Origin of the sequence: Streptococcus sp. D7B5, assembly GCF_029691405.1 — a bacterium.
Classification (GTDB): Bacteria; Bacillota; Bacilli; order Lactobacillales; family Streptococcaceae; genus Streptococcus.
Genome location: NZ_CP121467.1, coordinates 602914 through 629458, shown reverse-complemented (window position 1 = coordinate 629458; position 26545 = coordinate 602914). Strand labels below are relative to the sequence as shown.

At 41.8% G+C, this 26545-nt stretch carries 24 protein-coding genes; 22 read left to right on the top strand and 2 right to left on the bottom strand.

The features are described 5' to 3' along the window. Window positions 1-175 precede the first annotated feature (175 nt). Window positions 176-1573: an amino acid permease gene (locus P8P68_RS03015; protein ID WP_278276137.1), complete on the top strand. Its 1398-nt coding sequence runs from the start codon at window positions 176-178 to the stop codon at window positions 1571-1573. Window positions 1574-1595: 22 nt separating this feature from the next. Here the strand turns inward: P8P68_RS03015 and P8P68_RS03010 are convergent, their stop codons facing one another. After that, complete coding sequence (locus P8P68_RS03010; protein WP_000619787.1) at window positions 1596-2444, bottom strand: YitT family protein; 849 nt, start codon at window positions 2442-2444, stop codon at window positions 1596-1598. Between the two features lie 141 nt (window positions 2445-2585). On the opposite strand from P8P68_RS03010, the gene P8P68_RS03005 reads away from it, so the two are divergent. Further along, window positions 2586-3422, top strand: coding sequence for a DegV family protein (locus P8P68_RS03005; RefSeq protein ID WP_247924182.1), 837 nt, complete (start codon window positions 2586-2588; stop codon window positions 3420-3422). Between the two features lie 107 nt (window positions 3423-3529). Beyond that, window positions 3530-3805: an HU family DNA-binding protein gene (locus P8P68_RS03000; RefSeq protein WP_001284636.1), complete on the top strand. Its 276-nt coding sequence runs from the start codon at window positions 3530-3532 to the stop codon at window positions 3803-3805. A 122-nt stretch (window positions 3806-3927) separates the two neighbouring features. Here the strand turns inward: P8P68_RS03000 and P8P68_RS02995 are convergent, their stop codons facing one another. Continuing rightward, window positions 3928-4914 carry an L-lactate dehydrogenase gene (locus tag P8P68_RS02995; RefSeq protein ID WP_000204722.1) on the bottom strand — a complete coding sequence of 329 codons (987 nt, stop codon included), beginning with the start codon at window positions 4912-4914 and terminating at the stop codon, window positions 3928-3930. A 193-nt stretch (window positions 4915-5107) separates the two neighbouring features. Between P8P68_RS02995 and gyrA the strand changes: the two genes are divergently transcribed. From gyrA to topA, 19 genes are all read left to right on the top strand, one after another. Then, complete coding sequence (gyrA, locus tag P8P68_RS02990; protein ID WP_001154049.1) at window positions 5108-7576, top strand: DNA gyrase subunit A; 2469 nt, start codon at window positions 5108-5110, stop codon at window positions 7574-7576. Then, window positions 7576-8331, top strand: coding sequence for a class A sortase (locus P8P68_RS02985; RefSeq protein WP_000018508.1), 756 nt, complete (start codon window positions 7576-7578; stop codon window positions 8329-8331). The genes gyrA and P8P68_RS02985 overlap by 1 nt, the downstream gene beginning before the upstream one ends. A 198-nt stretch (window positions 8332-8529) precedes the next feature. Then, window positions 8530-9327 carry a formate/nitrite transporter family protein gene (locus P8P68_RS02980; RefSeq protein WP_000254787.1) on the top strand — a complete coding sequence of 266 codons (798 nt, stop codon included), beginning with the start codon at window positions 8530-8532 and terminating at the stop codon, window positions 9325-9327. A gap of 149 nt (window positions 9328-9476) precedes the next feature. Then, complete coding sequence (locus P8P68_RS02975; RefSeq protein ID WP_000196319.1) at window positions 9477-10757, top strand: O-acetylhomoserine aminocarboxypropyltransferase/cysteine synthase family protein; 1281 nt, start codon at window positions 9477-9479, stop codon at window positions 10755-10757. A 94-nt stretch (window positions 10758-10851) separates the two neighbouring features. Further along, window positions 10852-12126, top strand: a complete 1275-nt coding sequence (locus tag P8P68_RS02970) for a DUF2130 domain-containing protein (protein WP_247955055.1) — start codon at window positions 10852-10854, stop codon at window positions 12124-12126. Between the two features lie 11 nt (window positions 12127-12137). Then, window positions 12138-12944 (top strand): alpha/beta hydrolase, encoded by an 807-nt coding sequence (locus P8P68_RS02965; protein ID WP_278276136.1) that lies wholly within the window; start codon window positions 12138-12140, stop codon window positions 12942-12944. A gap of 3 nt (window positions 12945-12947) precedes the next feature. After that, on the top strand, window positions 12948-13826 hold the full coding sequence (gene truB, locus P8P68_RS02960; protein ID WP_278276135.1) for a tRNA pseudouridine(55) synthase TruB: 879 nt from the start codon (window positions 12948-12950) through the stop codon (window positions 13824-13826). A 111-nt stretch (window positions 13827-13937) separates the two neighbouring features. Then, window positions 13938-14576, top strand: a complete 639-nt coding sequence (gene udk / locus P8P68_RS02955) for a uridine kinase (protein WP_009730252.1) — start codon at window positions 13938-13940, stop codon at window positions 14574-14576. Between the two features lie 128 nt (window positions 14577-14704). Next, window positions 14705-16045, top strand: a complete 1341-nt coding sequence (gene xseA / locus P8P68_RS02950; protein ID WP_084944568.1) for an exodeoxyribonuclease VII large subunit — start codon at window positions 14705-14707, stop codon at window positions 16043-16045. After that, window positions 16023-16235, top strand: a complete 213-nt coding sequence (locus P8P68_RS02945; RefSeq protein WP_084944567.1) for an exodeoxyribonuclease VII small subunit — start codon at window positions 16023-16025, stop codon at window positions 16233-16235. The genes xseA and P8P68_RS02945 overlap by 23 nt, the downstream gene beginning before the upstream one ends. Beyond that, window positions 16232-17107: a polyprenyl synthetase family protein gene (locus P8P68_RS02940; protein WP_278276134.1), complete on the top strand. Its 876-nt coding sequence runs from the start codon at window positions 16232-16234 to the stop codon at window positions 17105-17107. Before P8P68_RS02945 ends, P8P68_RS02940 begins: the two co-directional genes overlap by 4 nt. Then, window positions 17100-17915, top strand: coding sequence for a TlyA family RNA methyltransferase (locus P8P68_RS02935; RefSeq protein WP_001041047.1), 816 nt, complete (start codon window positions 17100-17102; stop codon window positions 17913-17915). The genes P8P68_RS02940 and P8P68_RS02935 overlap by 8 nt, the downstream gene beginning before the upstream one ends. Further along, entirely contained in the window at window positions 17908-18339 is a 432-nt protein-coding gene (locus P8P68_RS02930; protein WP_001034394.1) for an arginine repressor, read from the top strand. The genes P8P68_RS02935 and P8P68_RS02930 overlap by 8 nt, the downstream gene beginning before the upstream one ends. Before the next feature lie 6 nt (window positions 18340-18345). After that, window positions 18346-20013, top strand: a complete 1668-nt coding sequence (gene recN / locus P8P68_RS02925) for a DNA repair protein RecN (RefSeq protein ID WP_278276133.1) — start codon at window positions 18346-18348, stop codon at window positions 20011-20013. Beyond that, entirely contained in the window at window positions 20014-20742 is a 729-nt protein-coding gene (locus tag P8P68_RS02920; RefSeq protein ID WP_000133346.1) for a metallophosphoesterase family protein, read from the top strand. Window positions 20743-20820: 78 nt separating this feature from the next. Next, window positions 20821-22644, top strand: a complete 1824-nt coding sequence (gene lepA, locus P8P68_RS02915) for a translation elongation factor 4 (protein ID WP_278276132.1) — start codon at window positions 20821-20823, stop codon at window positions 22642-22644. A 140-nt stretch (window positions 22645-22784) separates the two neighbouring features. Beyond that, window positions 22785-23408 carry a hypothetical protein gene (locus P8P68_RS02910; RefSeq protein WP_216732821.1) on the top strand — a complete coding sequence of 208 codons (624 nt, stop codon included), beginning with the start codon at window positions 22785-22787 and terminating at the stop codon, window positions 23406-23408. A gap of 81 nt (window positions 23409-23489) precedes the next feature. Then, window positions 23490-24338: a DNA-processing protein DprA gene (gene dprA / locus P8P68_RS02905; protein WP_216732820.1), complete on the top strand. Its 849-nt coding sequence runs from the start codon at window positions 23490-23492 to the stop codon at window positions 24336-24338. A 117-nt stretch (window positions 24339-24455) separates the two neighbouring features. After that, window positions 24456-26543 carry a type I DNA topoisomerase gene (gene topA, locus P8P68_RS02900; protein WP_278276131.1) on the top strand — a complete coding sequence of 696 codons (2088 nt, stop codon included), beginning with the start codon at window positions 24456-24458 and terminating at the stop codon, window positions 26541-26543. Window positions 26544-26545: the final 2 nt, after the last annotated feature.

Here is a 26545-nt window from a genome sequence, read left to right as displayed (position 1 = left end):
CTGTTGAGCTTAATCGCTTGATGAGTAACTAATTGAAAGAATTACTGGGTAAAAATGCAAATTCTGAACAGGAATCCTTTCTGTTCAGAATTTTTTTAAAAAAGAACCTAATAAATATTCACAAAAATACTTTTATATGGTAAAATAAAACAATTACATTTAGTGGAGATGAAGTATGAATATTTTTAGAACCAAGGATGTTAGTCTGAGACAGACAGAGATGCATCGCCATTTGAAATTGTGGGATTTGATTCTTCTAGGGATTGGTGCTATGGTGGGGACGGGGATTTTCACCATTACAGGAACAGCAGCGGCTACCCTAGCTGGTCCATCACTAGTGATTTCCATTGTGATTTCTGCCCTGTGTGTTTCTCTATCAGCCCTCTTTTTTGCAGAATTTGCCTCTCGTGTTCCTGCAACTGGTGGTGCTTATAGTTACCTCTATGCGATTCTAGGAGAATTGCCAGCCTGGATTGCTGGCTGGCTGACCATCATGGAATTCATGACGGCTGTTTCAGGTGTGGCGTCTGGCTGGGCAGCTTACTTTAAGGGATTGCTTAGTAATTATGGTATCTCGATGCCGCAAGCCTTGAATGGAACCTTTAACCCTGAACAAGGAACCTATATCGATCTTCTGCCTATTTTAGTACTTACCTTGGTAACGGGATTGGTTTTATTAAATTCTAAGGCAGCTTTGAGATTTAATTCGCTTTTAGTGGTCTTGAAATTCTCAGCTCTCGCCTTATTTATCCTAGTTGGTATTTGGTACATCAAGCCTGAAAATTGGACGAATTTTGCTCCATTTGGTTTTGGTCAACTATATGGTGGAAGTACTGGGATTATGGCGGGCGCATCTTTGATGTTCTTTGGTTTTCTCGGATTTGAGTCTATTTCCATGGCAGTTGATGAAATTCAAAGCCCGCAAAAAAATATTCCTCGCGGAATTGTCCTTTCTCTGACAATCGTCACCATTCTCTATGCTTTGGTAACCTTAGTATTGACAGGGATTGTTCACTACAGTAAACTCAATGTGGACGATGCAGTAGCATTTTCATTACGGAGTATTGGTATCGGCTGGGCAGCAAATTATGTTTCGCTTGTAGCCATTTTAACCCTGATAACCGTATGTATCTCTATGACTTATGCTTTATCTCGGATGATTTATAGCTTAGCGCGTGATGGACTTTTACCTCAAAGTTTCAAACAATTAAGCAAGACTAGTCGCGTTCCTAAAAATGCGACCCTTTTAACAGGAGTTGCTTCAGCTATTGCTGCAGGAGTGTTTCCTCTAGCCAGTATTGCATCCTTCTTAAATATTTGTACGCTAGCTTATCTGATTTTGCTAGCCTACGGAATAATAAAACTCAGAAAGGATAAGGGCATGCCAAAAGAGGGAGAGTTTAAAACTCCTTTGGTACCACTCTTGCCAATTCTTTCCATCCTTATCTGTGTTTCCTTTATGCTTCAATATAGTCTAGATACCTGGATTGCCTTTGGCATTGCTCTTTTAGTTGGTCTAGTCATTTACTTTACTTACGGGTTCCGCCATTCAACCCTCGCAGAAGAAGAATAAAAGCTGGGAATTCCCAGCTTTTTTAATCTTTCACATAAGTAAATCCTTCACCCAGAATTTCATGAGCCTCAGTGATGGTGATAAAGGCTTGAGGGTCGATTTTGTGAATCATATCTTTCATTTTAACGATTTCGTTCCGACCGACGATACAGTAGATAATTTTTAAATCCTTTTTGCTGTAGTAGCCTTGACCAGATATAAAGGTAACGCCACGTCCGAGTTCATCGTTAATCTCTTTGGCCAATTGATCAGGATATTGGGTAATAATCATAAATCCTTTACCAGCATAACCTCCTTCGCCGATCAAGTCGATAACACGAGCGATGATAAAGTCAAATAAGAGGGTATAGGTAACGAGACGAAGATCCTGGAAGATAATCAAAATCAACATCAGGATGAAAAAGTCAATCCCAAAGAGTAATTTACCAATCGAAATATTGGTGTATTTGTTGAGGATACGGGCAACGATGTCAGAGCCACCAGTGGTTCCACCAGCATTAAAGATAATTCCTAAACCAACCCCCAGTAAGACTCCTGAGACTAAAGCGACAATGATGAGATCCCCTTGCAAGTCGATGTGCAAAGGAATGCGCTCAAAGATTGCTAGCCAAACGGAAAGTGAAATAGATCCTAGAAGGCTGGAGTATAGGGTCTTAGGTCCAAATATCTTCCAAGCCAGGATAAATAAAGGGATATTAATTAAGAGGTTCATCAATGAGACAGGAATCTTAAAAAGATAGTAGGTAATCAAGGTAATACCTGTCGCCCCTCCCTCAAATAAATGATAAGGAACAACAAAGTAAGTAAGACCGAAGGCATAGATAGCGGCTCCAAGAATAATGGTGATAATCGGTTGAAGTTTTCGAATCATGGCTGTTCCTCACTTTTCTATAGATAGATTATACCAAAAATTCAGTTCTTTTCATCGGATCACTTATGATTTTTTATCATTTTTTTGATATAATAAAGGAGAAAATCCCAATCCTATCGAGAAGAATAGAAAGATTGAATTATGACACAAGTAAAAATTGTAACGGACTCTTCTGTTACTATCGAACCAGAAGTAGTTAAAGAATTAAATATCACCGTTGTCCCTCTATCAGTTATGATTGATAGTGTGCTTTATTCGGATGCAGATTTGAAAGAGGGAGAATTTCTTCATCTTATGCAACAAAGTAAGAATCTGCCTAAAACAAGTCAACCACCTGTTGGAGTGTTTGCTGAGGTCTTTGAAGAGCTAGGTAAAGATGGTAGTCAAATTATCGCCATTCACATGTCCCATGCCTTATCTGGAACTGTGGAAGCTGCTCGCCAAGGGGCAAGTCTTTCAACTGCTGATGTAACGGTTATTGATAGTTCCTTTACAGATCAAGCATTGAAGTTCCAAGTTGTTGAAGCCGCAAAACTTGCTAAAGAAGGTAAAGACTTAGAAGCAATCTTAGCTCATGTAGAGGATGTAAAAAATCATACAGAACTTTATATCGGTGTTTCGACGCTAGAAAACTTAGTTAAGGGTGGTCGTATTGGACGTGTGACAGGATTACTAAGCTCACTCTTGAATATTCGTGTAGTAATGCAGATGAAAAACCACGAACTCCAACCAATAGTCAAAGGACGTGGAGCGAAAACTTTCAAAAAGTGGCTTGAGGAATTAACCGAGACTCTTTCTCAAAAATCAGTTGCAGAGATTGGAATTTCCTATGCTGGAACGAACGAATGGGCGAATGAGATGAAGGCATTATTGCAACCTTATGTTGAGAAGCCAATCTCTGTATTGGAAACTGGCTCTATTATTCAAACTCATACTGGAGAGAATGCTTGGGCGATTCTAATTCGCTACAATTCCTAAAAAAATAGAGAAAAAATGGTCAAAATAGTGTTTTTGACTTGACCTATAGTCGATTTTAGGATATGATTATATTTGTTAATTAGAAATTATTTGGAGGATTTGTTAACATGGCAAACAAACAAGATTTGATCGCTAAAGTAGCAGAAGCTACAGAATTGACTAAGAAAGATTCAGCAGCAGCAGTTGATGCTGTATTTGCAGCAGTAACTGAATACCTTGCTGCTGGTGAAAAAGTTCAATTGATCGGTTTCGGTAACTTTGAAGTTCGTGAGCGTGCTGCACGTAAAGGTCGCAACCCTCAAACTGGTAAAGAAATCAAAATCGCAGCTTCTAAAGTTCCAGCATTCAAAGCTGGTAAAGCTCTTAAAGACGCTGTTAAATAATGAATTTTCAAAAAGCCTATTGTATCAAGCTTCATTGCTTGGTCGATAGGCTTTTTTTGTTGCTTTGGGGTATTTTTGGGGCAAAAAGAAAAAGGTTCCCACGGATGAGAACCTTCTTTTCATTAGTTTTTAGAAGCTGCTTGGAATTCAGGGTTTTTCCATGCTTCGTCAATGATAGCTTGCAATTCTTTAGCAGATGCTTGCATTTTTTGAGTTTCAGCATCGTTCAATGGGATGTTTACTGGACGAACGATACCGTGTGCACCAACAACAGCTGGTTGACCGATAAAGACGTTTTTAACACCGTATTGACCTTCTTGGAAGACTGAAAGTGGAAGTACTGCATTTTCGTCATCAAGGATTGCTTTTGTGATACGAGCAAGTGCTACAGCGATACCGTAGTAGGTAGCTCCTTTTTTGTTGATGATTGTGTAGGCAGCGTCACGAACACCTTCGAACAATTCAATCAATTCAGCTTCTTGAACGTTTTGAGTGTCTTTAAGGAATTCTTCAAGGTTTACACCAGCGATGTTAGCGTGTGACCAAACCGCAAATTCAGAATCTCCGTGTTCACCCATGATGTAGGCGTGAACTGAACGAGCATCAACATCCAATTTTTCAGCAAGTGCTTGACGGAAACGTGCTGAATCAAGTGAAGTACCTGAACCGATAACACGTTCTTTAGGGAATCCAGAGAATTTCCAAGTTGAGTAAGTCAAAACGTCAACTGGGTTAGCTGCAACAAGGAAGATACCATCGAAACCTGATTCAACAACTTGTGTTACGATTGATTTGTTGATAGCCAAGTTTTTACCTACAAGGTCAAGACGAGTTTCACCTGGTTTTTGAGGAGCACCTGCAGTGATAACAACAAGGTCAGCGTCTGCACAGTCAGAGTATTGAGCAGCGTAGATTTTTTTAGGTGAAGTGAAGGCAAGGGCGTGGCTAAGGTCAAGCGCATCACCTACAGCTTTTTCGTGTAATTGAGGAATTTCGATAATTCCAAGCTCTTGTGCAATTCCTTGGTTAACAAGTGCGAAAGCGTAAGATGAACCTACGGCACCGTCACCAACAAGGATCACTTTTTTGTGTTGTTTAGTTGAAGTCATTATCTAAACATCTCCTTCATTTTTTTTAGGGGAATCCCCAGACACTTTCATTCTATCACTTTTAAAAAGCTTTGTCACGAATATTCTATTCGGTTATCGATGTAAACGTTTTAGCGATTTCCAAAGGCTGAAATGAAGGACAAATTATGGTATAATATATCTAATTACTAATAGTGAAATGAGGCATTTATGAATGCAGGATAGAAATTTAGTGAATGTCAATCTGACAAAGGAGATGAAGACCAGCTTTATCGACTACGCCATGAGCGTTATCGTCGCGCGGGCCCTTCCTGATGTTCGAGATGGCTTAAAACCTGTTCACCGTCGTATTCTTTATGGAATGAATGAACTAGGTGTTACACCAGACAAACCTCATAAAAAATCAGCCCGTATTACAGGGGATGTTATGGGTAAATACCACCCACACGGAGATTCCTCTATTTACGAAGCCATGGTTCGTATGGCTCAGTGGTGGAGCTACCGTTACATGCTTGTTGATGGGCATGGAAACTTTGGTTCTATGGATGGGGACGGTGCTGCCGCGCAGCGGTACACTGAGGCACGTATGAGCAAGATTGCTCTTGAAATGCTTCGTGATATCAACAAAAATACAGTTGATTTCGTAGACAACTACGATGCTAACGAACGTGAACCCTTGGTTTTGCCTGCTCGTTTTCCAAACCTTTTGGTCAATGGAGCAACGGGTATCGCTGTTGGGATGGCAACCAATATTCCACCTCACAACTTGGGTGAAACCATTGATGCAGTGAAGTTGGTCATGGACAATCCTGAAGTGACGACTAAGGACTTGATGGAAGTCTTGCCTGGTCCAGATTTTCCGACTGGCGCTCTTGTCATGGGGAAATCAGGGATTCATAAGGCTTATGAGACTGGTAAAGGTTCCATTGTCCTTCGTTCTCGTACAGAGATTGAAACCACTAAGACGGGTCGTGAGCGCATCGTTGTAACGGAATTCCCTTATATGGTTAATAAAACCAAGGTACATGAGCATATTGTTCGCTTGGTTCAGGAAAAACGAATTGAGGGCATTACAGCCGTACGTGATGAGTCCAACCGTGAAGGCGTCCGCTTTGTAATCGAGGTTAAACGCGACGCGTCTGCCAACGTTATCCTTAACAACCTCTTCAAGATGACCCAGATGCAAACCAACTTTGGTTTCAACATGCTCGCGATTCAAAATGGCGTGCCAAAAATCTTGTCCCTTCGTCAAATTTTGGATGCTTATATCGAGCACCAAAAAGAAGTGGTTGTGCGCCGTACTCGTTTTGACAAGGAAAAGGCAGAGGCGCGTGCGCACATCTTAGAAGGTCTTTTAATTGCACTTGACCATATCGACGAAGTGATTCGTATTATCCGTGCAAGTGAAACAGATGCGGAAGCGCAAGCTGAGTTGATGAGCAAGTTCAAGCTTTCTGAACGTCAAAGTCAAGCTATCCTTGATATGCGTCTTCGTCGTTTGACAGGATTGGAACGTGATAAGATTCAGTCTGAATATGATGAATTGATTGCCTTGATTGCAGATTTGGCTGATATTCTTGCCAAACCCGAGCGCGTGGCGCAAATCATCAAAGAGGAATTGGACGAAGTCAAACGCAAGTTTGGTGACAAGCGTCGTACGGAGTTGATGATCGGAGAAGTCTTAACTCTTGAAGATGAAGATTTGATTGAAGAAACGGATGTCTTGATTACCCTATCTAACAAGGGCTATATCAAACGTTTGGACCAAGGTGAGTTCACCGCACAAAAACGTGGTGGCCGTGGAGTTCAAGGTACGGGAGTTAAGGATGATGACTTTGTGCGTGAGTTGGTTTCAACCAGCACCCATGATCATCTGCTCTTCTTTACCAATAAAGGACGCGTATATCGACTAAAAGGTTATGAAATCCCTGAATACGGTCGTACTGCTAAGGGCTTGCCAGTTGTCAATCTATTGAAGTTGGACGAAGGTGAGAGCATTCAGACCATCATCAACGTTGAGTCTGAACGTAGTGATGACGCCTATCTCTTCTTTACAACTCGTCACGGTATTGTGAAGAGAACCAGTGTTAAAGAGTTTGCTAACATCCGTCAAAATGGACTGAAAGCCTTGAATCTCAAGGATGAGGATGAGTTGATCAATGTCTTGCTAACAGAAGAAGATACGGATATTATCATTGGTACCAAGTTTGGTTATGCTGTTCGCTTTAATCAATCAGCTGTTCGTGGCATGAGCCGTATCGCGACTGGTGTTCGAGGAGTCAATCTTCGTGAAGGAGATACAGTAGTTGGTGCTAGTGTGATTACAAACCAAGACGAAGTTCTTATCATCACTGAAAAAGGTTATGGTAAACGTACTCTTGCTACTGAATATCCAACTAAAGGCCGTGGTGGTAAAGGGATGAAGACTGCCAATGTTGCTGAGAAGAATGGTCCTCTGGCAGGTCTCCTCACTGTTAAGGGGGATGAAGACTTGATGATTATCACAGATACAGGTGTCATGATCCGTACGAATGTTGCCAATATTTCACAAACGGGACGCTCAACTATGGGAGTTAAGGTGATGCGTCTAGATCAAGATGCTAAGATTGTAACCTTTACAACGGTTGCTGCGGCAGAAAAAGAAGAAGTTGGGACTGAAATTGAAACAGAAGGTGAAGCATAATGTCTCATAAAAAAACGAAAAATAAAAAGAGTAAGAAAAATAAGCGCAGAAATCTATTTATCAATATTTTAGCGGGTTTCTTAATTCTTCTTTCCTTAGCCTTGATTTTTAATTCAAAGATTCGCGATATCTTTTTGGTATGGAATACCAATAAATACCAAGTCAATCAAGTCACTAAGGAAAATATAGATGAAAACCTAAAATCCGAGGGAAATTTTGATTTTGACTCTGTTAAGTCTATTTCATCTGAAGCTGTATTGGCTTCACAATGGGATGCTCAGAAACTTCCTGTTATTGGAGGTATCGCTATTCCTGAGGTGGAGATTAACCTCCCTATTTTCAAAGGGTTGGATAATGTAAACTTGTTCTACGGAGCAGGGACCATGAAACCAGACCAAAAAATGGGAGAAGGCAACTATTCTCTAGCCAGTCACCATATCTTTACTGCTGAAAATGCCAGTCAAATGCTCTTCTCACCTTTGGTCAATGCCAAAGCAGGTATGAAAATTTACCTGACGGATAAGGATAAAGTTTATACTTATGAGATTACAGAAGTTAAACGTGTTACACCAGACCGTGTAGATGAAATCGAAGATCGTGATGGCGTAAAAGAGATTACTTTGGTTACCTGTGTTGATTATAATGCGACTGAGCGTATAATCGTCAAAGGAATCTTTAAAGAATCAAAGGCTTATTCTGAGACTTCTGAGGATATTTTGAAGGCCTTTAATCAACCGTATAGACAACGTTATTAAGAATGAATGAACCAGTGAAGTGCTATTTCACTGGTTTTTATGTCAACAAAATAGGATTAAAATAGTTCTTATGAAAAAGGACAGGAAGGCTTAGGATAAAGATTTTTAAGATAAATATTTTAGAATTTTACAGAAAACGCTTTCTAGAAAACAAGAATTATGTTATAATTATCACAAATAAAAGTTTAGGAGTTTTTTATGGTCTCTTCAGAATTTATTTCAAAGATTGAATTTGCTTGCAAGAAGAAAGAAAGTCTTTATAGCCAAAGTAAGTTTAAGTATGCGATTCGTTCCATGTTTGCAGGTGCCTTTTTAACATTTAGTACGGCTGCCGGTGCAGTTGGGGCTGACTTGATTAATAAGATCGCTCCAGGTAGTGGACGTTTCCTCTTCCCATTCGTTTTTGCTTGGGGATTGGCCTACATTGTTTTCTTGAATGCTGAGCTGGTAACTTCAAATATGATGTTTTTGACAGCAGGTAGTTTCTTGAAAAAAATTTCATGGAGAAAAACAGCTGAGATTTTACTTTACTGTACCTTGTTCAACCTTATCGGAGCTTTGATAGCAGGTTGGGGCTTTGCCCACTCAGCAGCCTATGCAAATCTGACACATGATAGCTTCATTTCAGGGGTTGTCGAGATGAAGTTAGGCCGTTCCAATGAGCTTGTCTTACTTGAAGGTATTTTAGCCAATATCTTTGTAAACATCGCCATTCTTTCATTTGTTTTGGTGAAAGACGGTGGGGCCAAACTTTGGCTTGTTTTGTCAGCAATTTACATGTTTGTATTCTTAACAAACGAACACATTGCTGCGAACTTTGCTTCTTTTGCGATTGTTAAGTTCAGTGTTGCAGCAGATTCAATTGCTAATTTTGACATACCTAATATTCTTCGTCACTGGGGTGTAACCTTTGTCGGAAACTTTATCGGAGGAGGCCTCTTGATGGGCTTGCCATACGCTTTCCTCAACAAAAACGAAGATACTTATGTAGATTAAAAAACGGGCACGAATTAATCGTGCTTTTTTGTTTGATGTGTAAGACTAGTCATAGTTGTTCCTTATATCAAAATATAGAAAAACGGTATTGGAAAAGACTAGCTCAAGATGATACAATATCCCTAATGAAGCTATTTGGAGGTCGTCATATGACTCGTGATTTTAAATTTGAAACCCTACAATTACATGCTGGGCAAGTAGTTGATCCAGCAACTAAGTCTCGTGCAGTACCGATTTATCAAACAACATCCTTCGTTTTTGATGACACGCAAGAAGGTGCCGATTTGTTTGCCTTGAGAAAACCAGGGAACATTTATACTCGTATCACAAACCCTACAACAGCAGCCTTTGAGGAAAGAATTGCTGCTCTTGAAGGTGGTGTTGGAGCGCTTGCGACAGCATCAGGTATGGCTGCTGTAACCTACACTATTTTGGCGCTTGCTCACGCAGGTGACCATGTGGTGGCTGCGTCAACTATTTACGGTGGGACCTTCAACCTCTTGAAAGAAACCCTTCCTCGTTATGGGATCACAACTACCTTTGTGGATGTGGATAATTTGGAAGAAGTAGAAGCAGCTATCAATGACAATACCAAGCTTGTCTTGATTGAAACCTTGGGGAATCCCTTGATTAACATTCCTGACTTGGAAAAATTGGCTGAGATTGCTCATAAACACCAGATTCCTCTCGTTTCGGACAATACTTTTGCCACACCATATTTGATTAACGTCTTCTCTCACGGTGTAGATATTGCCATTCACTCAGCAACTAAGTTTATTGGTGGACATGGTACGACTATTGGAGGAGTGATTGTCGATAGTGGTCGTTTTGACTGGGCAGCTTCAGGGAAGTTCCCTCAATTTGTTGAGGAAGACCCAAGTTACCATAACTTGAGCTATACTCGTGATGTGGGTGCAGCAGCCTTTATTATCGCTGTTCGTGTTCAATTGCTCCGTGATACAGGTGCTGCCTTGTCGCCATTTAATGCCTTTCTCTTGCTTCAAGGGCTTGAAACTCTCTCTCTTCGTGTGGAACGTCACGTGCAAAATGCAGAGAAAATTGTTGATTTCCTTGTAAATCATCCTAAGGTAGAGAAGGTAAATTATCCAAAACTAGCTGACAGTCCATATCATGCCTTGGCTGAGAAATATTTGCCAAAAGGTGTTGGTTCAATCTTTACCTTCCATGTTAAAGGCGGAGAGGCAGAAGCTCGCAAGGTGATTGATAATTTGGAAATCTTCTCTGACCTTGCAAACGTGGCAGATGCCAAATCTCTTGTTGTCCATCCTGCGACAACCACCCACGGTCAGTTGTCAGAAAAAGACCTAGAAGCAGCAGGTGTCACACCAAACCAAATCCGCTTGTCTATCGGACTTGAAAATGTAGAGGATTTGATTGAAGATTTGCGTTTGGCCTTGGAAAAAATTTAAAGTAACTGATATAAACAGTGGGTTTCGACTCACTGTTTTTGATTTTCCCTCAGGCATGATATAATGGTTACAGAAGTCTAGAAAGAGGAAAGTTATGAACGAAATTAAATGTCCCAACTGTGGGGAAGTCTTTACAGTAAATGAGAGTCAGTATGCCGAACTCTTATCCCAAGTGAGAACGGCTGAGTTTGATAAGGAACTGCACGATCGAATGAAGCAGGAGCTGGCCTTAGCTGAGCAAAAGGCCATGAATGAGCAACAGTCTAAACTGGCTCAGAAGGATCAAGAAATTGTGCAATTACAGAGTCAAATCCAAAACTTTGATACAGAGAAAGAACTGGCTAAGAAAGAGGTTGAACAAACCAGTCATCAGGCTTTATTGGCAAAGGACAAGGAAGTACAGGACTTGGAAAACCAATTGGCTACCTTGCGTTTAGAACATGAAAATCAACTGCAAAAGACCCTTTCTAACCTTGAAAAAGAGCGCGATCAGGTCAAAAACCAGCTCCTTTTACAAGAAAAGGAAAATGAGTTATCTCTAGCTTCCCTCAAGCAAAATTACGAAGCCCAGCTCAAGGCGGCTAGTGAACAGGTCGAGTTCTATAAGAATTTCAAAGCCCAACAATCCACAAAAGCTATCGGGGAAAGTTTGGAACAGTATGCAGAGAGTGAGTTTAACAAGGTTCGTAGTTTTGCCTTTCCAAATGCCTACTTTGAGAAGGATAACAAGGTTTCTGCGCGAGGATCTAAGGGGGACTTTATCTTCCGTGATTTTGATGAAAATGGTCTAGAATTCATTTCCATCATGTTTGAAATGAAAAACGAAGCGGATGGGACGGAGAAGAAGCATAAGAATGCAGATTTTTACAAGGAATTGGACAAGGACCGTCGGGAAAAGAACTGCGAGTATGCGGTTTTAGTGACCATGCTTGAGGCAGATAATGACTACTTTAACACTGGGATTGTGGACGTCAGTCATGAGTATGAAAAGATGTATGTGGTTCGTCCTCAATTCTTTATTCAGTTGATTGGGCTCTTGCGTAATGCAGCGCTTAATTCTCTAAAATACAAGCAGGAGTTGGCCTTGGTTCGCGAGCAAAATATCGATATTACGCATTTTGAGGAAGATTTGGATGCCTTTAAACTAGCTTTTGCCAAGAACTACAACTCTGCTTCGACCAACTTTGGCAAAGCTATTGATGAAATCGACAAGGCCATCAAACGCATGGAAGAGGTCAAGAAGTTCCTAACCACATCCGAAAACCAACTCCGCCTCGCAAACAATAAGTTGGAAGATGTTTCGGTTAAAAAATTGACCCGAAAAAATCCAACTATGAAAGCGAAGTTCGAAGCGCTGAAGGGAGAGTGAGAAAGCAAATAATGTTTTACTTTTCGAAAAATAAGGTTCTTCAGCTGGATCAGAAAAGCATGGATTATGTAACCTTTGGTAAAGGAAAGAAGTCTCTCGTTATCATACCAGGGTTGGGGGATGGATTACAGACGGTTAAAGGCATGGCTCAGATGTTAGCTTTAACTTACCGAGAATTTGCCAAGGTTTATAAAGTTTATGTTTTTAGTCGCATCAATAAGTTGCCAGAAAATTATACAACACGAAATATGGCTGCTGATGTAGCGGATGCAATGGATGCCTTAGGACTAAAAAGTTCTGCTGTTATGGGGATTTCCCAAGGCGGTATGATTGCTCAATGGCTAGCTGTAGATTTTCCAGAAAAAGTTGACAGATTGATTTTAGCTGTTACAACTCCAAAACTTGGTGATCTTGGTAGAGAGCGGATTAGTCGCTGGCTTGACCTTAGTCAAACAGGGACTTATAAAGAACTAATGTTTGATATTGCTAGTCACTCTTACACAACTAAATCCTTTGGAAGGTTTAAATACCTTTATCAAATAATGGGAATCTTTGGTCGCATTAAAGATAAACAACGTATTGCTATTCAGACTGTATCTTGTTTGAAACATGATAGCCTAACTGTTTTGGAAAAAATCAACTGTCCTACGCTAATCATTGGAGCGGAAAAAGATGATGTTCTAGGCATAGAAGCTTCGGTTGAATTGCATCAGCATGTTAAAAATAGCCAGCTCACTATTTTGCCAGAGTGCGGCCATGCACTTTATGAGCAGAATAAGGATTTCCAAAAGAGAGTTTTAGTATTTTTAGAAAGTTAATGAATGAACGGTATTATCAACTTAAAAAAAGAAGCGGGGATGACCTCGCATGATGCGGTTTTTAAGCTGCGTAAGATTTTGGGAACCAAAAAGATTGGTCATGGTGGGACCTTGGATCCGGATGTGGTGGGTGTTTTGCCGATTGCGGTTGGCAAGGCGACTCGCATGGTCGAATTTATGCAGGATGAGGGCAAGGTCTATGAGGGGGAGATTACTCTGGGCTATTCAACGACGACCGAGGATGCTAGTGGGGAAGTGGTCGCAGAGACCCTTGTTTTGTCGCCCTTGGATGAAAAGCTTGTCGATGAATCGATTGCAAGTCTGACTGGGTCTATTACTCAGATTCCGCCTATGTATTCGGCTGTTAAGGTCAATGGTCGCAAGCTCTATGAGTATGCGCGTGCTGGTCAGGAAGTAGAGCGTCCAGAACGCCTGGTAACCATTTATCAATTTGAGCGGACAAGTCCGATTTCTTATGAGGGTCATCTTGCACGCTTTACTTTTCGTGTAAAATGCAGTAAAGGGACTTACATCCGTACCTTATCAGTTGACTTGGGAGAGAAGCTTGGTTATGCGGCCCATATGTCCCATCTGACTCGAACCAGTGCTGCAGGTTTACAACTAGAAGATGCTCTTACCTTGGACGAAATTGCTGCAAAAGTGGAGACTGGTCAGTTGGACTTTCTCCATCCTCTAGAGATTGGAACGGGGGATCTTGTTAAAGTTACCCTAACTCCAGAACAAGCTACAGAAGTGCGCTTTGGTCGTTTTATTGAGCTTGATCAGTCAGATAAGGAATTAGCTGCCTTTGAAGGAGATACATTGCTAGCCATTCTAGAAAAACGAGACAATTTCTACAAACCAAGGAAGGTTTTGGGCTAGTCTAACTGGAGTGTGGGGATGGATTTGTTTCCCCTAGACTATCCAAATCAGACTATAAATTTTGCAAAAAATGTGATAGAATAGACCACGGATAAAAAAACGGAGGATAGCATGCAAAATAGACCAATCATTATCGGAGTGACAGGTGGTTCTGGTGGTGGTAAAACCAGTGTTTCTAGGGCCATTTTATCGCACTTTCCTGATGAAAAGATTTCCATGATTGAGCACGATTCATACTACAAGGATCAGTCTCACTTGACCTTTGAAGAGCGTGTCAAAACCAACTACGACCATCCATTTGCCTTTGATACAGACTTGATGATCGAGCAGATTAAGGAATTGTTGGCAGGACGTCCGGTGGACATTCCAACTTATGACTATACAGAGCATACGCGGAGTAGCAAGACCTATCGTCAGGAGCCTCAGGATGTCTTTATCGTTGAGGGGATTCTGGTCTTGGAGGACAAGCGTCTGCGCGATTTGATGGATATCAAGATTTTTGTGGATACAGATGATGATGTGCGTATTATTCGTCGTATCAAGCGTGATATGGAGGAGCGTGGCCGTAGTCTAGACAGCGTTATTGAGCAGTATTTGGGCGTGGTCAAACCCATGTACCACCAGTTTATCGAGCCGACCAAGCGTTATGCCGATATCGTCATTCCTGAGGGAGTCAGCAATACCGTTGCTATAGACCTTTTGACGACAAAAATTGCAAAGATTTTGGAAGAAGCACGAAACAGTAAATAATTAGATGAGGAGGCCTTGCCTCCTTTTTCTATTTTTCCTTTAGTTTCAGTAGGAAAAAGGTGATTTTTAAGCATGTTTTTGGTATAATAATACCCATGGAAAAGCAAGAAAATGAATAGTAGGTGGAGATGGAAAAGTATTTATCGGTAACAACTTTGACCAAGTATCTGAAAATGAAATTCGATAAAGACCCTTACTTGGAACGGGTCTATTTAACTGGTCAAGTTTCCAACTTTCGTAAACGACCTACTCACCAATATTTCTCCTTGAAAGATGACCATGCAGTTATTCAAGCAACCATCTGGTCAGGGATTTATCAAAAATTAGGTTTCGACCTGGAAGAAGGAATGAAGATCAATGTAATTGGGCGTGTGCAGGTCTATGAACCAAGCGGTAGCTACTCTATCATCATTGAAAAAGCTGAACCTGATGGGGTTGGGGCGCTAGCGATTCAGTTTGAACAACTTAAGAAAAAATTGACGGAAGAAGGTCTATTTCAAGAGAGATTCAAGCAACCTCTTCCCCAGTTTGCTAAGCGAATCGGTGTGGTAACCAGTCGCAGTGGAGCTGTTATTCGAGATATTATCACAACCGTCAGTAGACGTTTTCCTGGTGTCGATATCCTTCTCTATCCAACCAAGGTGCAAGGAGATGGAGCTGCTGAGGAAATAGCTCGGAATATTGCGCGTGCCAATCAACGTGAGGACCTAGATGTCCTCATCATTGGTCGTGGTGGGGGTTCCATCGAGGATCTCTGGGCTTTTAACGAAGAGATCGTGGTACGGGCTATTTTTGAATCTCGTTTGCCAGTTATTTCTAGTGTTGGGCATGAGACGGATGTGACCTTGGCAGACTTTGTGGCCGATCGTCGTGCTGCGACGCCAACAGCTGCGGCTGAATTGGCAACGCCTGTGACCAAGTTGGATCTTTTGACCCATTTGCAAAATCAGGAAAAACGGATGGCAACAGCAGTCCGAAATGTCCTATCTAAGAAACAAGAAGCTTTGAAAAAATGCAGTCAGTCAGTCATCTTTAGACAGCCAGAGCGCTTGTACGATGGATATTTGCAACGGTTGGATCAACTGCAACTGCGATTAAAACAAAGTTTGCGAACACGGATTTCTGATAGCAAACATTTAGTCCAAGCAAGGACACACCAATTGGTGCAATTATCACCTGTTCCCAAAATCCAACGCTATCAGGATCGGCTTGCTCAGTTGGACAAGCTCCTCCGTAGCCAAATAGCTCTGGTTTATGATGCCAAGGTTGCTGAGGTCAAGCGACTCTCGGAAGCTCTTCTGATGCTGGATACGAGCCGAATTGTGGCGCGTGGCTATGCTATTGTCAAAAAAGAAGAGTCCGTTGTGGATTCGGTTGAGAGTTTGAAGAAAAATGACCAAGTGACGCTTTTAATGCGAGATGGTCAAGTAGAATTAGAGGTTAAAGATGTCAAAACAAAAGAAATTTGAGGATAATCTAGCAGAACTTGAGTCCATTGTCCAAAGTTTAGAAAATGGCGAAATCGCTCTAGAAGATGCGATTGCGGCCTTTCAAAAGGGCATGGTTTTGTCAAAAGAGCTCCAAGCGACGCTGGACAAGGCTGAAAAGACCTTGGTCAAGGTCATGCAAGAAGACGGAACAGAAAGTGATTTTGAATGAAGAAGCAAGAAAAATTAGCTCTTGTTGAGTCGGCTTTGGAAAATTTTTATGGAGACCAGCAGTTTGCCTCTAGTTTGCGAGAGTCCGTTCTTTATTCCATTCATGCTGGTGGCAAGAGAATTCGGCCTTTTCTCTTGTTAGAAGTTCTGGAAGCCTTGCAAGTCGCTATTAGACCAGCGCATGCACAGGTAGCTGCGGCCTTGGAAATGATTCATACAGGGAGCTTGATTCACGATGATCTTCCTGCCATGGATGATGATGATTACCGTCGGGGACGCTTGACCAATCACAAGAAATTTGGCGAAGCAATGGCAATATTGGCAGGAGATGCCTTGTTCCTAGATCCCTATGCCTTGATCGCGCAGGCAGATTTGCCAAGTCGGATTAAGGTGAATTTGATTGCCAACTTATCCCTTGCTTCAGGTAGTCTAGGCATGGTGGCAGGTCAGGTTTTAGATATGGAAGGCGAACACCAGCATTTGTCTTTGGAAGAACTCCAGACCATTCATGCCAATAAAACTGGAAAATTACTAGCCTATCCTTTCCAAGCCGCCGCTATCATAGCTGAATTAGAACCAGAAATCCAAGTAAAACTGAAAACTGTGGGTGAATTGATTGGGCTTGCCTTTCAAGTTCGAGATGATGTACTGGATGTGACAGCTAGTTTTGAGGAAATCGGCAAGACACCGCAAAAGGATTTACAGGCAGAAAAGTCGACCTATCCAGCCTTGTTGGGCTTGGAAAAGGCCATTGCCTTTTGTAACCAAACTCTGAATCAAGCCGAGGCTAAATTAGAAGAAATTGCCCAGCAGGTTCCCTTTGAAACAGCACCGATTGTGAAAGTAGTAGAAAGTTTGAGAATCAATGGCTAAGGAAAGAGTGGATGTACTAGCTTATAAACAGGGCTTGTTTGAAACGCGAGAACAGGCTAAACGCGGTGTCATGGCTGGTCTAGTTGTAGCAGTCCTCAATGGGGAGCGTTTTGACAAGCCAGGAGAGAAAATCCCAGATGACACTGATCTAAAACTCAAGGGTGAAAAACTCAAGTATGTTAGCCGTGGTGGTTTGAAATTAGAAAAAGCCTTGCAGGTCTTTGGGTTGTCAGTTGATGGAGCGACCACGATTGATATCGGTGCTTCCACTGGAGGATTTACTGACGTCATGTTGCAAAATGGTGCTGAGTTAGTCTTTGCAGTCGATGTTGGTACCAATCAGTTGGCTTGGAAATTACGTCAAGACCCACGGGTTGTCAGCATGGAGCAGTTCAATTTCCGCTATGCTGAAAAGACTGATTTTGAGCAGGAACCGAGCTTTGCCAGTATTGATGTGAGTTTCATTTCCCTCAGTCTGATTTTACCTGCCTTGCACCGTGTCTTGGCTGATCAAGGTCAGGTCGTGGCTCTGGTTAAGCCCCAGTTTGAAGCAGGTCGTGAGCAGATTGGAAAGAATGGAATCATTCGCGATGCCAAGGTTCATCAACATGTCCTTGAATCTGTCACTGCTATGGCAGTTGAACAAGGTTTTTCAGTGTTTGGATTAGACTATTCACCAATCCAAGGTGGACATGGAAACATCGAATTTTTGGCATATTTGAAAAAGGAAGATGGAGCAAGTAACCAAGTTGCTCCTGAAATAGAAAAAGTTGTAGAGAGAGCACATAGAGAATTTAAAGATGAATAAAAAAGAGAGACTTGAAAAAATTAGAAGATTTGTTACAGATTATCAAATTGGGACTCAGGAAGAAATCGTTGAGCACTTAAAGGAAGCAGGTATTTCTGCTACGCAAGCCACTGTCTCAAGGGACATCAAGGAGCTTGGGATTGTTAAAATTCCTTTGAAGAACAACACCTATATCTATGAGTTGCCAAAATCAGTCGTCAAAAGTTTGCAGTTGGCTGAGGACAATATTGTGAGTTCTGAGTTAATGGGAAATATGATCAATCTTGCTGTCATTCCTGGAAATACTATTTTTGTGAAGAGTCAGTTGGTTGAAGCATTTTCTGAACAGATTTTTAGCTGTCTAGCTGATGATGATTCTATCTTAATTGTAGCTAGAACAGCAGAGGCAGCTGAGGAAATTGTTGAACAAGTCAAAAAATGGTAGGTCAGTATGTTACTTGAAATTTCGATAAAAAACTTTGCCATTATTGAGGCGATTTCACTCAATTTTGAAAAGGGTATGACTGTTTTGACCGGAGAAACGGGTGCTGGAAAGTCTATCATTATCGACGCTATGAATCTCATGTTGGGGGCTCGTGCAACGACAGATGTTATTCGTCACGGTGCGCCAAAGGCAGAGATTGAGGGACTTTTTTCGGTTGAAAATAGTCGCCTTTTACAGGAACTTTTTGATGAGCAAGGTTTAGAATTGGGGGATGAGATTATCATCCGTCGGGAGATTTTGCAAAATGGTCGTAGTGTTAGTCGCGTGAATGGTCAGATGGTCAATCTTTCTGTCTTGCGTTCTATTGGGCAACACCTTGTGGATATCCATGGTCAGCATGACCAAGAGGAGTTAATGCGTCCTCAACTGCACATCCAGATGTTGGATGAGTTTGGTGATGCTGCTTTCTTGGACTTGAAGGAGACCTATCAAACGAGCTTTGATGCCTATCGCAAAATGCGCAAGCAGGTTTTGGAAGTCAAGAAAAACCAACAGGAACACAAGGCTCGTATTGAGATGTTGGAATTTCAAATGGCAGAGATTGATGCAGCGAACTTGCAGGCTGGTGAAGACTTGGCTCTCAACCAAGAACGAGATAAGCTTCTCAATCATAAAAATATTGCGGATACGCTAACTAATGCCTATAGCATGTTGGACAATGAGGAATTCTCCAGTCTTGCTAATGTCCGTTCAGCCATGAATGACATGGAAAGTGTCGAAGAGTATGACCCTGAATACCGTGAAATTTCAAGTTCTCTGTCTGAGACCTACTATGTTTTAGAAGATATTACCAAGCGTTTGGAAGATATTATTGAGGACTTGGATTTTGATGGCAATCGTCTCATGCAGGTTGAAAATCGCCTAGATCTTCTGAATACGATTACACGCAAGTACGGTGGAACTGTGGACGATGTTTTGCTTTATTTTGCCAAGATTACGGAAGAGTACAATCTCTTGACTGGAAATAATCTTTCTTCCGAAGATATGGAAGCAGAACTCAAGAAATTGGAAGTTAATCTTGTTAATTTGGCAGGTCAGCTTGCATCTGCTCGCCATGATTTGGCCCAGCAGCTTGAGGCAGAGATTAAACAAGAACTGCAAGATCTCTATATGGAGAAGGCTCAATTTCAAGTTCGCTTTAGTAAGAGCAAGTTCAGCCGTGAAGGAAATGAAGCAGTTGAGTTTTACATTTCAACCAACCCTGGTGAAGACTTTAAACCTTTGGTCAAGGTGGCGTCTGGAGGAGAACTGTCTCGCCTCATGCTAGCTATTAAATCCGCCTTTTCTCGTAAAGAAGGCAAGACTAGTATTGTCTTTGATGAGGTGGATACGGGAGTTTCAGGTCGTGTGGCCCAAGCCATTGCGCAAAAGATTCATAAGATTGGTCAGCATGGTCAGGTTCTTGCTATTTCTCACCTTCCACAAGTGATTGCCATCGCGGATTATCAATTCTTTATTGAGAAGATTAGCGATGAGCACTCAACGGTGTCGACGGTTCGCCTTTTGACTTTAGAAGAGCGAGTAGAGGAAGTAGCTAAGATGTTGGCTGGGGAAAATGTAACCGAAGCTGCCCTTACCCAAGCCAGAGAATTATTGCAAACGAGGATGAAATAAATGACAGACTATTATGTAATTGGAGATGTTCACGGAAAGGCAGGTATGCTAGAAGATCTGCTCAAGACCTGGGATGGTCAAACTCAGTTGCTCTTTCTAGGGGATTTGATTGACCGAGGTGAAGACAGTCGCCGTGTTCTAGAGATGGTCAAAGACTTGGTCGACAATCAAGGAGCTATTTGTTTATCAGGTAACCATGAGTATATGTTTCTGACTTGGCTTGATGACCCAGAAGAAAGCTATGACCATTATCGTCGCAATGGTGGTGATACAACCATTAACTCAATTTTAGGTCGTCCCTTGGATGCACCAGTTGATGGCGTAGAAGATGCCAAGCGTGTTGCGACTGAAGCGGCAGACTTGGTCGAATTTATTCGTCAAATGCCATTTGTGGTAGAGACAGACAAATATATCTTTGTTCACGCAGGTATTGATTTGACCTTGGATGATTGGCATGAAACGACTGATTACAAGAAAGTCTGGCTCAGAAAGCCATTCCACGAAGCCGAAAATCATACTGGGAAAATCATTGTCTTTGGGCATACACCAGTTTATGGTTTGCTAAAGCAAGACCGAGGTACTGCTGAGCTTTGGATAACAGAGGATGGCAAGATTGGCATGGATGGAGGAGCTGTCTATGGTGGTGTCTTGCATGGGATTGTCTTTACTGACCAAGGAATGACAGAACACCACTTTATCGAGAATGATGGTTTTGTTGCCGAAGATTAGTACTCCTAGCAGGGTATGGTCTTGTCAAAATGTTAAAAACAATTTATAATTAATAGATACCCTGAAAGGAAGAGCATCATGAACTTAGAAGATTTGAAAAAACGACAGGAGAAAATCCGAAACTTCTCTATTATCGCCCATATTGACCACGGGAAATCAACGCTAGCAGACCGCATTTTGGAAAAGACGGAGACCGTTTCTAGTCGTGAAATGCAGGCCCAGCTTTTGGATAGTATGGATCTTGAACGTGAACGTGGGATTACCATTAAGTTGAATGCCATTGAGCTCAATTACACTGCAAAAGATGGCGAAACCTATATTTTCCACTTGATTGACACGCCAGGGCACGTGGACTTTACCTATGAAGTGTCGCGTTCTCTAGCTGCCTGTGAGGGAGCTATTTTGGTGGTCGATGCAGCCCAAGGGATTGAGGCGCAGACGCTTGCCAACGTTTATCTAGCCTTGGACAATGATTTGGAAATTCTGCCCGTCATTAACAAGATTGACCTACCAGCTGCGGATCCAGAGCGTGTGCGTATAGAGATTGAGGAAGTCATTGGACTAGATGCCAGTGAAGCAGTCTTAGCTTCTGCCAAAGCTGGTATTGGTATTGAAGAAATACTCGAACAAATCGTAGAGAAAGTGCCAGCTCCAACTGGTGATGTTTCAGCTCCATTAAAAGCCTTGATTTTCGACTCAGTTTATGATGCTTATCGTGGGGTTATCCTCCAAGTTCGTGTCATGGACGGAGTGGTTAAACCTGGCGATAAGATTCAGCTTATGAGCAATGGAAAGACCTTTGATGTGACGGAGGTCGGTATTTTCACGCCGAAAGCAGTTGGTCGTGATTTTCTTGCGACTGGTGACGTTGGTTATATTGCGGCTTCTATCAAAACGGTTCAAGATACCCGTGTGGGTGATACAGTGACCCTAGCAAGCAATCCTGCAGCAGAACCACTAGACGGCTACAAGCAGATGAATCCTATGGTCTTTGCAGGTCTTTATCCAATTGAGTCAAACAAGTACAATGACCTTCGTGAAGCCCTTGAAAAATTGCAGCTCAACGATGCTAGCTTGCAGTTTGAACCAGAAACATCTCAGGCGCTTGGATTTGGTTTCCGTTGTGGATTCCTTGGACTTCTCCATATGGATGTTATTCAAGAGCGTTTAGAACGTGAGTTCAATATTGACCTCATCATGACAGCTCCGTCTGTTATTTACAAGGTTAACCAAACTGACGGTGAATCTATGGATGTGTCTAACCCCTCTGAATTTCCAGATCCAACCAAGATTGCGACTATTGAAGAACCGTATGTCAAGGCGCAAATCATGGTACCGCAGGAGTTTGTCGGAGCAGTGATGGAACTGGCTCAGCGCAAGCGTGGGGATTTTGTGACCATGGACTATATTGATGATAATCGTGTCAATGTTATCTATCAAATTCCACTTGCTGAAATCGTCTTTGACTTTTTTGATAAGCTCAAGTCTTCGACACGTGGTTATGCAAGCTTTGACTACGAATTGTCAGAGTATCGCCCATCTAAACTGGTCAAAATGGATATTCTTCTCAATGGAGACAAGGTGGATGCCCTCAGCTTTATCGTTCACAAGGATTTTGCCTACGAACGTGGGAAACTCATCGTGGATAAGCTCAAGAAAATCATCCCTCGTCAACAATTTGAGGTGCCGATTCAAGCAGCTATTGGGCACAAAATCGTGGCTCGTACTGATATCAAGGCCCTTCGTAAGAACGTACTTGCCAAGTGTTACGGTGGTGACGTTTCTCGTAAACGCAAACTCCTTGAAAAACAAAAAGCTGGTAAGAAACGCATGAAAGCTATCGGATCAGTAGAAGTCCCACAAGAAGCCTTCCTTAGCGTCTTGAGCATGGATGAAGAATAGAAATAAAAAAACTCTTGAAGATTTTTCAAGAGTTTTTGCTTTAAATGAGAGTGATAAAATCGGAAGCTAACAGAATCGATTAGGTTAGAATTTGACAGAAGTCCTTATTTTTCTTATAATGCAGATGGAAAGGTGGTAGGATGAAAAAATTATTAATTTTAGGTACTGTAGTTACTGTTAGTGCTTTTTTAGCTTCATGCTCCAATAAATCGCAAACAGCAACCGAAGAAAGTTCGACTGCGGTTGTTAGTTCTTCAAGCAGTCAGGAAACGAGTAGCACTAGTTCTGCTGTTTCTGAAGCGAAAAAGGAAGAGACGCAAATCATCGGTTCGAATGAATATGGATTTGTCAAGGTACCCAAATCATGGGTTCGATTCCATGAAGTAGAAGGTGGAAATGATATACAGTATTGTGATGGAACAGATATCAACATTGTTACGCTGAATACCTTTAAGGCTGAGCAGTTTAATATCAGCCAAGAAGAATATGCTAAACTGGATGTTGTGACTGTCTCATCTAGTATTTTAACTTCCAAAGAACAAAGCTCTGATTTCAGTAAGGTCTGGGGTTCCAAATCGACCATTGGAGGTTATGAAGCCTATGTTGTCAATGCAATTGCTAAGTCAGGAAAATACCTCGTTACCTGGGTTTTCCGATCAAATGATGGTAAAATTCGCTATGTTTCACTTGAAGGGGATGGGGAAACTTTAAAAACAATCTTACCGATGGTTGAAAGTAGCTGGTCAATTACTAAATCTGAATAAATGAAAAAAAGAAGATCCTTGGTCTTCTTTTTATTTTTTTTACGAATAGATAGATGAGTAGAAAAAGAAATGGAGTTGTATATGAAGATCACAAACTATGAGATTTACAAATTGAGAAAAGCTGGGCTGACCAATCAACAAATTTTAACTGTTCTTGAATACGACGAGACTGTAGATCAGGAGCTCTTGCTAGGTGATATTGCAGAAATATCTGGATGTCGTAATCCTGCTGTCTTTATGGAACGCTATTTCCAGATAGATGATGCACAGTTGGAGAAGGAGTTTCAGAAATTTCCATCCTTCTCGATTCTTGATGACTGTTATCCTTGGGATCTGAGTGAGATTTATGATGCTCCAGCGCTCTTGTTTTATAAAGGAAATCTAGACTTATTGAAATTTCCAAAGGTTGCTGTTGTAGGGAGTCGTTCTTGTTCGAGCCAAGGAGCTAAGTCAGTCCAGAAAATTATCCAAGGTTTGGAAAACGAGTTAATTGTGGTCAGTGGTTTAGCCAAAGGGATTGATACGGCTGCCCATATGGCTGCACTCCAGAATGGAGGAAGAACGATTGCTGTCATTGGAACAGGATTGGATGTTTTTTATCCCCGATACAATAAACGTTTGCAGGAACACATTGGAAATCACCATTTGATACTTAGCGAATACGGACCAGGTGAGGAACCCTTGAAATTTCACTTTCCAGCTCGTAATCGCATCATTGCTGGACTGTGCCGTGGTGTGATTGTAGCAGAGGCAAGGATGCGTTCGGGTAGTCTTATTACTTGTGAGCGAGCTATGGAGGAAGGGCGTGATGTTTTTGCCATTCCAGGAAATATTTTAGATGGCCATTCAGATGGCTGTCACCACTTGATCCAAGAGGGAGCAAAGCTGATTAGCAGTGGTCAAGATGTGCTGGCTGAGTTTGAATTTTAAGGAGAAATTTGTTCACTCAGATAAACTTTTCTTCTATATATAGGACTTAGGTCTTGACAGCTATAGAAAAATGGTTTACACTTTATAAAGTTTATTACTTTGAAAAGGTGTGATAGTGTGGCTACGGCAACAAAGAAGAAAAAATCAACAGTTAAAAAAAATCTAGTCATCGTGGAGTCGCCTGCTAAGGCTAAAACGATTGAGAAATATCTAGGCAGAAATTATAAGGTTTTAGCCAGTGTCGGGCATATCCGTGATTTGAAGAAATCCAGTATGTCAGTCGACATTGAAAATAACTATGAACCGCAGTATATCAATATCCGAGGCAAAGGCCCTCTCATCAATGATCTGAAAAAAGAAGCCAAAAAGGCCAATAAAGTCTTTCTGGCGAGTGACCCGGACCGTGAAGGAGAAGCAATTTCTTGGCATTTGGCCCACATTCTCAACTTGGATGAGAATGATGCCAACCGTGTAGTCTTTAATGAAATCACCAAGGACGCAGTAAAAAATGCCTTTAAAGAACCTCGCAAGATTGACATGGACTTGGTCGACGCCCAACAAGCTCGTCGTGTCTTAGACCGCTTGGTAGGGTATTCGATTTCGCCTATTTTGTGGAAAAAGGTCAAGAAGGGCTTATCAGCAGGACGCGTGCAGTCTGTTGCCCTTAAACTCATCATTGACCGTGAAAATGAAATCAATGCCTTCCAACCAGAAGAATACTGGACAATTGATGGTGTCTTTAAGAAGGGAACCAAGCAATTTCAGGCTTCTTTCTATGGTATGAATGGCAAAAAGATGAAATTGACCACTAATGAAGAAGTCAAAGAAGTCCTGTCCCATTTGACTAGCAAAGATTTCACAGTAGACCAGGTAGATAAGAAAGAACGCAAACGTAATGCGCCCCTGCCTTATACGACTTCAACCATGCAAATGGATGCGGCTAACAAAATTAATTTCCGTACTCGAAAGACCATGATGGTGGCTCAACAGCTCTATGAAGGGATCAATATCGGATCAGGTGTGCAAGGTTTGATTACCTATATGCGTACAGACTCGACTCGTATCAGTCCTGTGGCTCAGAATGAAGCGGCAAGCTACATTAACGACCGTTTTGGTAGCAAGTATTCCAAGCATGGTAGCAAGGTCAAGAATGCCTCAGGTGCTCAAGATGCCCACGAAGCCATTCGTCCATCTAGCGTCTTTAACACACCAGAAAGCATCGCTAAGTACTTGGACAAAGACCAGCTTAAGCTCTATACCCTTATCTGGAACCGTTTTGTGGCTAGCCAGATGACAGCTGCTATCTTTGATACCATGGCTGTTAAGCTCTCTCAAAATGGGGTTCAGTTTGCGGCGAATGGAAGCCAAGTTAAGTTTGATGGGTATCTTGCTATTTATAATGACTCTGACAAGAACAAAATGTTGCCAGATATGGCTGTTGGAGATGTGGTCAAACAGGTCAATAGCAAGCCAGAACAACATTTCACCCAACCGCCAGCTCGCTATTCGGAAGCAACTCTTATCAAGACCTTGGAAGAAAATGGGGTTGGACGTCCGTCAACCTATGCTCCGACCATTGAAACTATCCAAAAACGTTACTACGTTCGTCTGGCTGCTAAACGTTTTGAACCGACAGAACTGGGAGAAATTGTCAATAAACTCATTGTTGAATATTTCCCAGATATCGTAAATGTGACCTTCACAGCTGAGATGGAAGGAAAACTGGATGATGTCGAGGTTGGAAAAGAGCAGTGGCAACGGGTCATTGACGCCTTTTACAAACCATTCTCTAAAGAAGTAGCCAAGGCAGAAGCTGAAATGGAAAAAATCCAGATCAAGGATGAGCCAGCTGGATTTGACTGTGAGGTTTGTGGCAGTCCGATGGTGATTAAGCTAGGACGTTTTGGTAAATTCTATGCTTGCAGCAACTTCCCAGACTGCCGTCACACACAAGCAATTGTCAAAGAGATTGGAGTCGAGTGTCCAAGCTGTCATCAAGGACAAATCATCGAACGCAAAACCAAGCGCAATCGTATCTTCTATGGTTGCAATCGCTATCCAGAATGTGAGTTTACTTCCTGGGACAAACCAATTGGCCGTGACTGTCCAAAATGCGGACACTTCCTAGTGGAGAAAAAAGTCCGTGGTGGTGGTAAGCAGGTTGTATGTAGTAATGGCGACTACGAAGAAGAGAAAATTAAATAAAA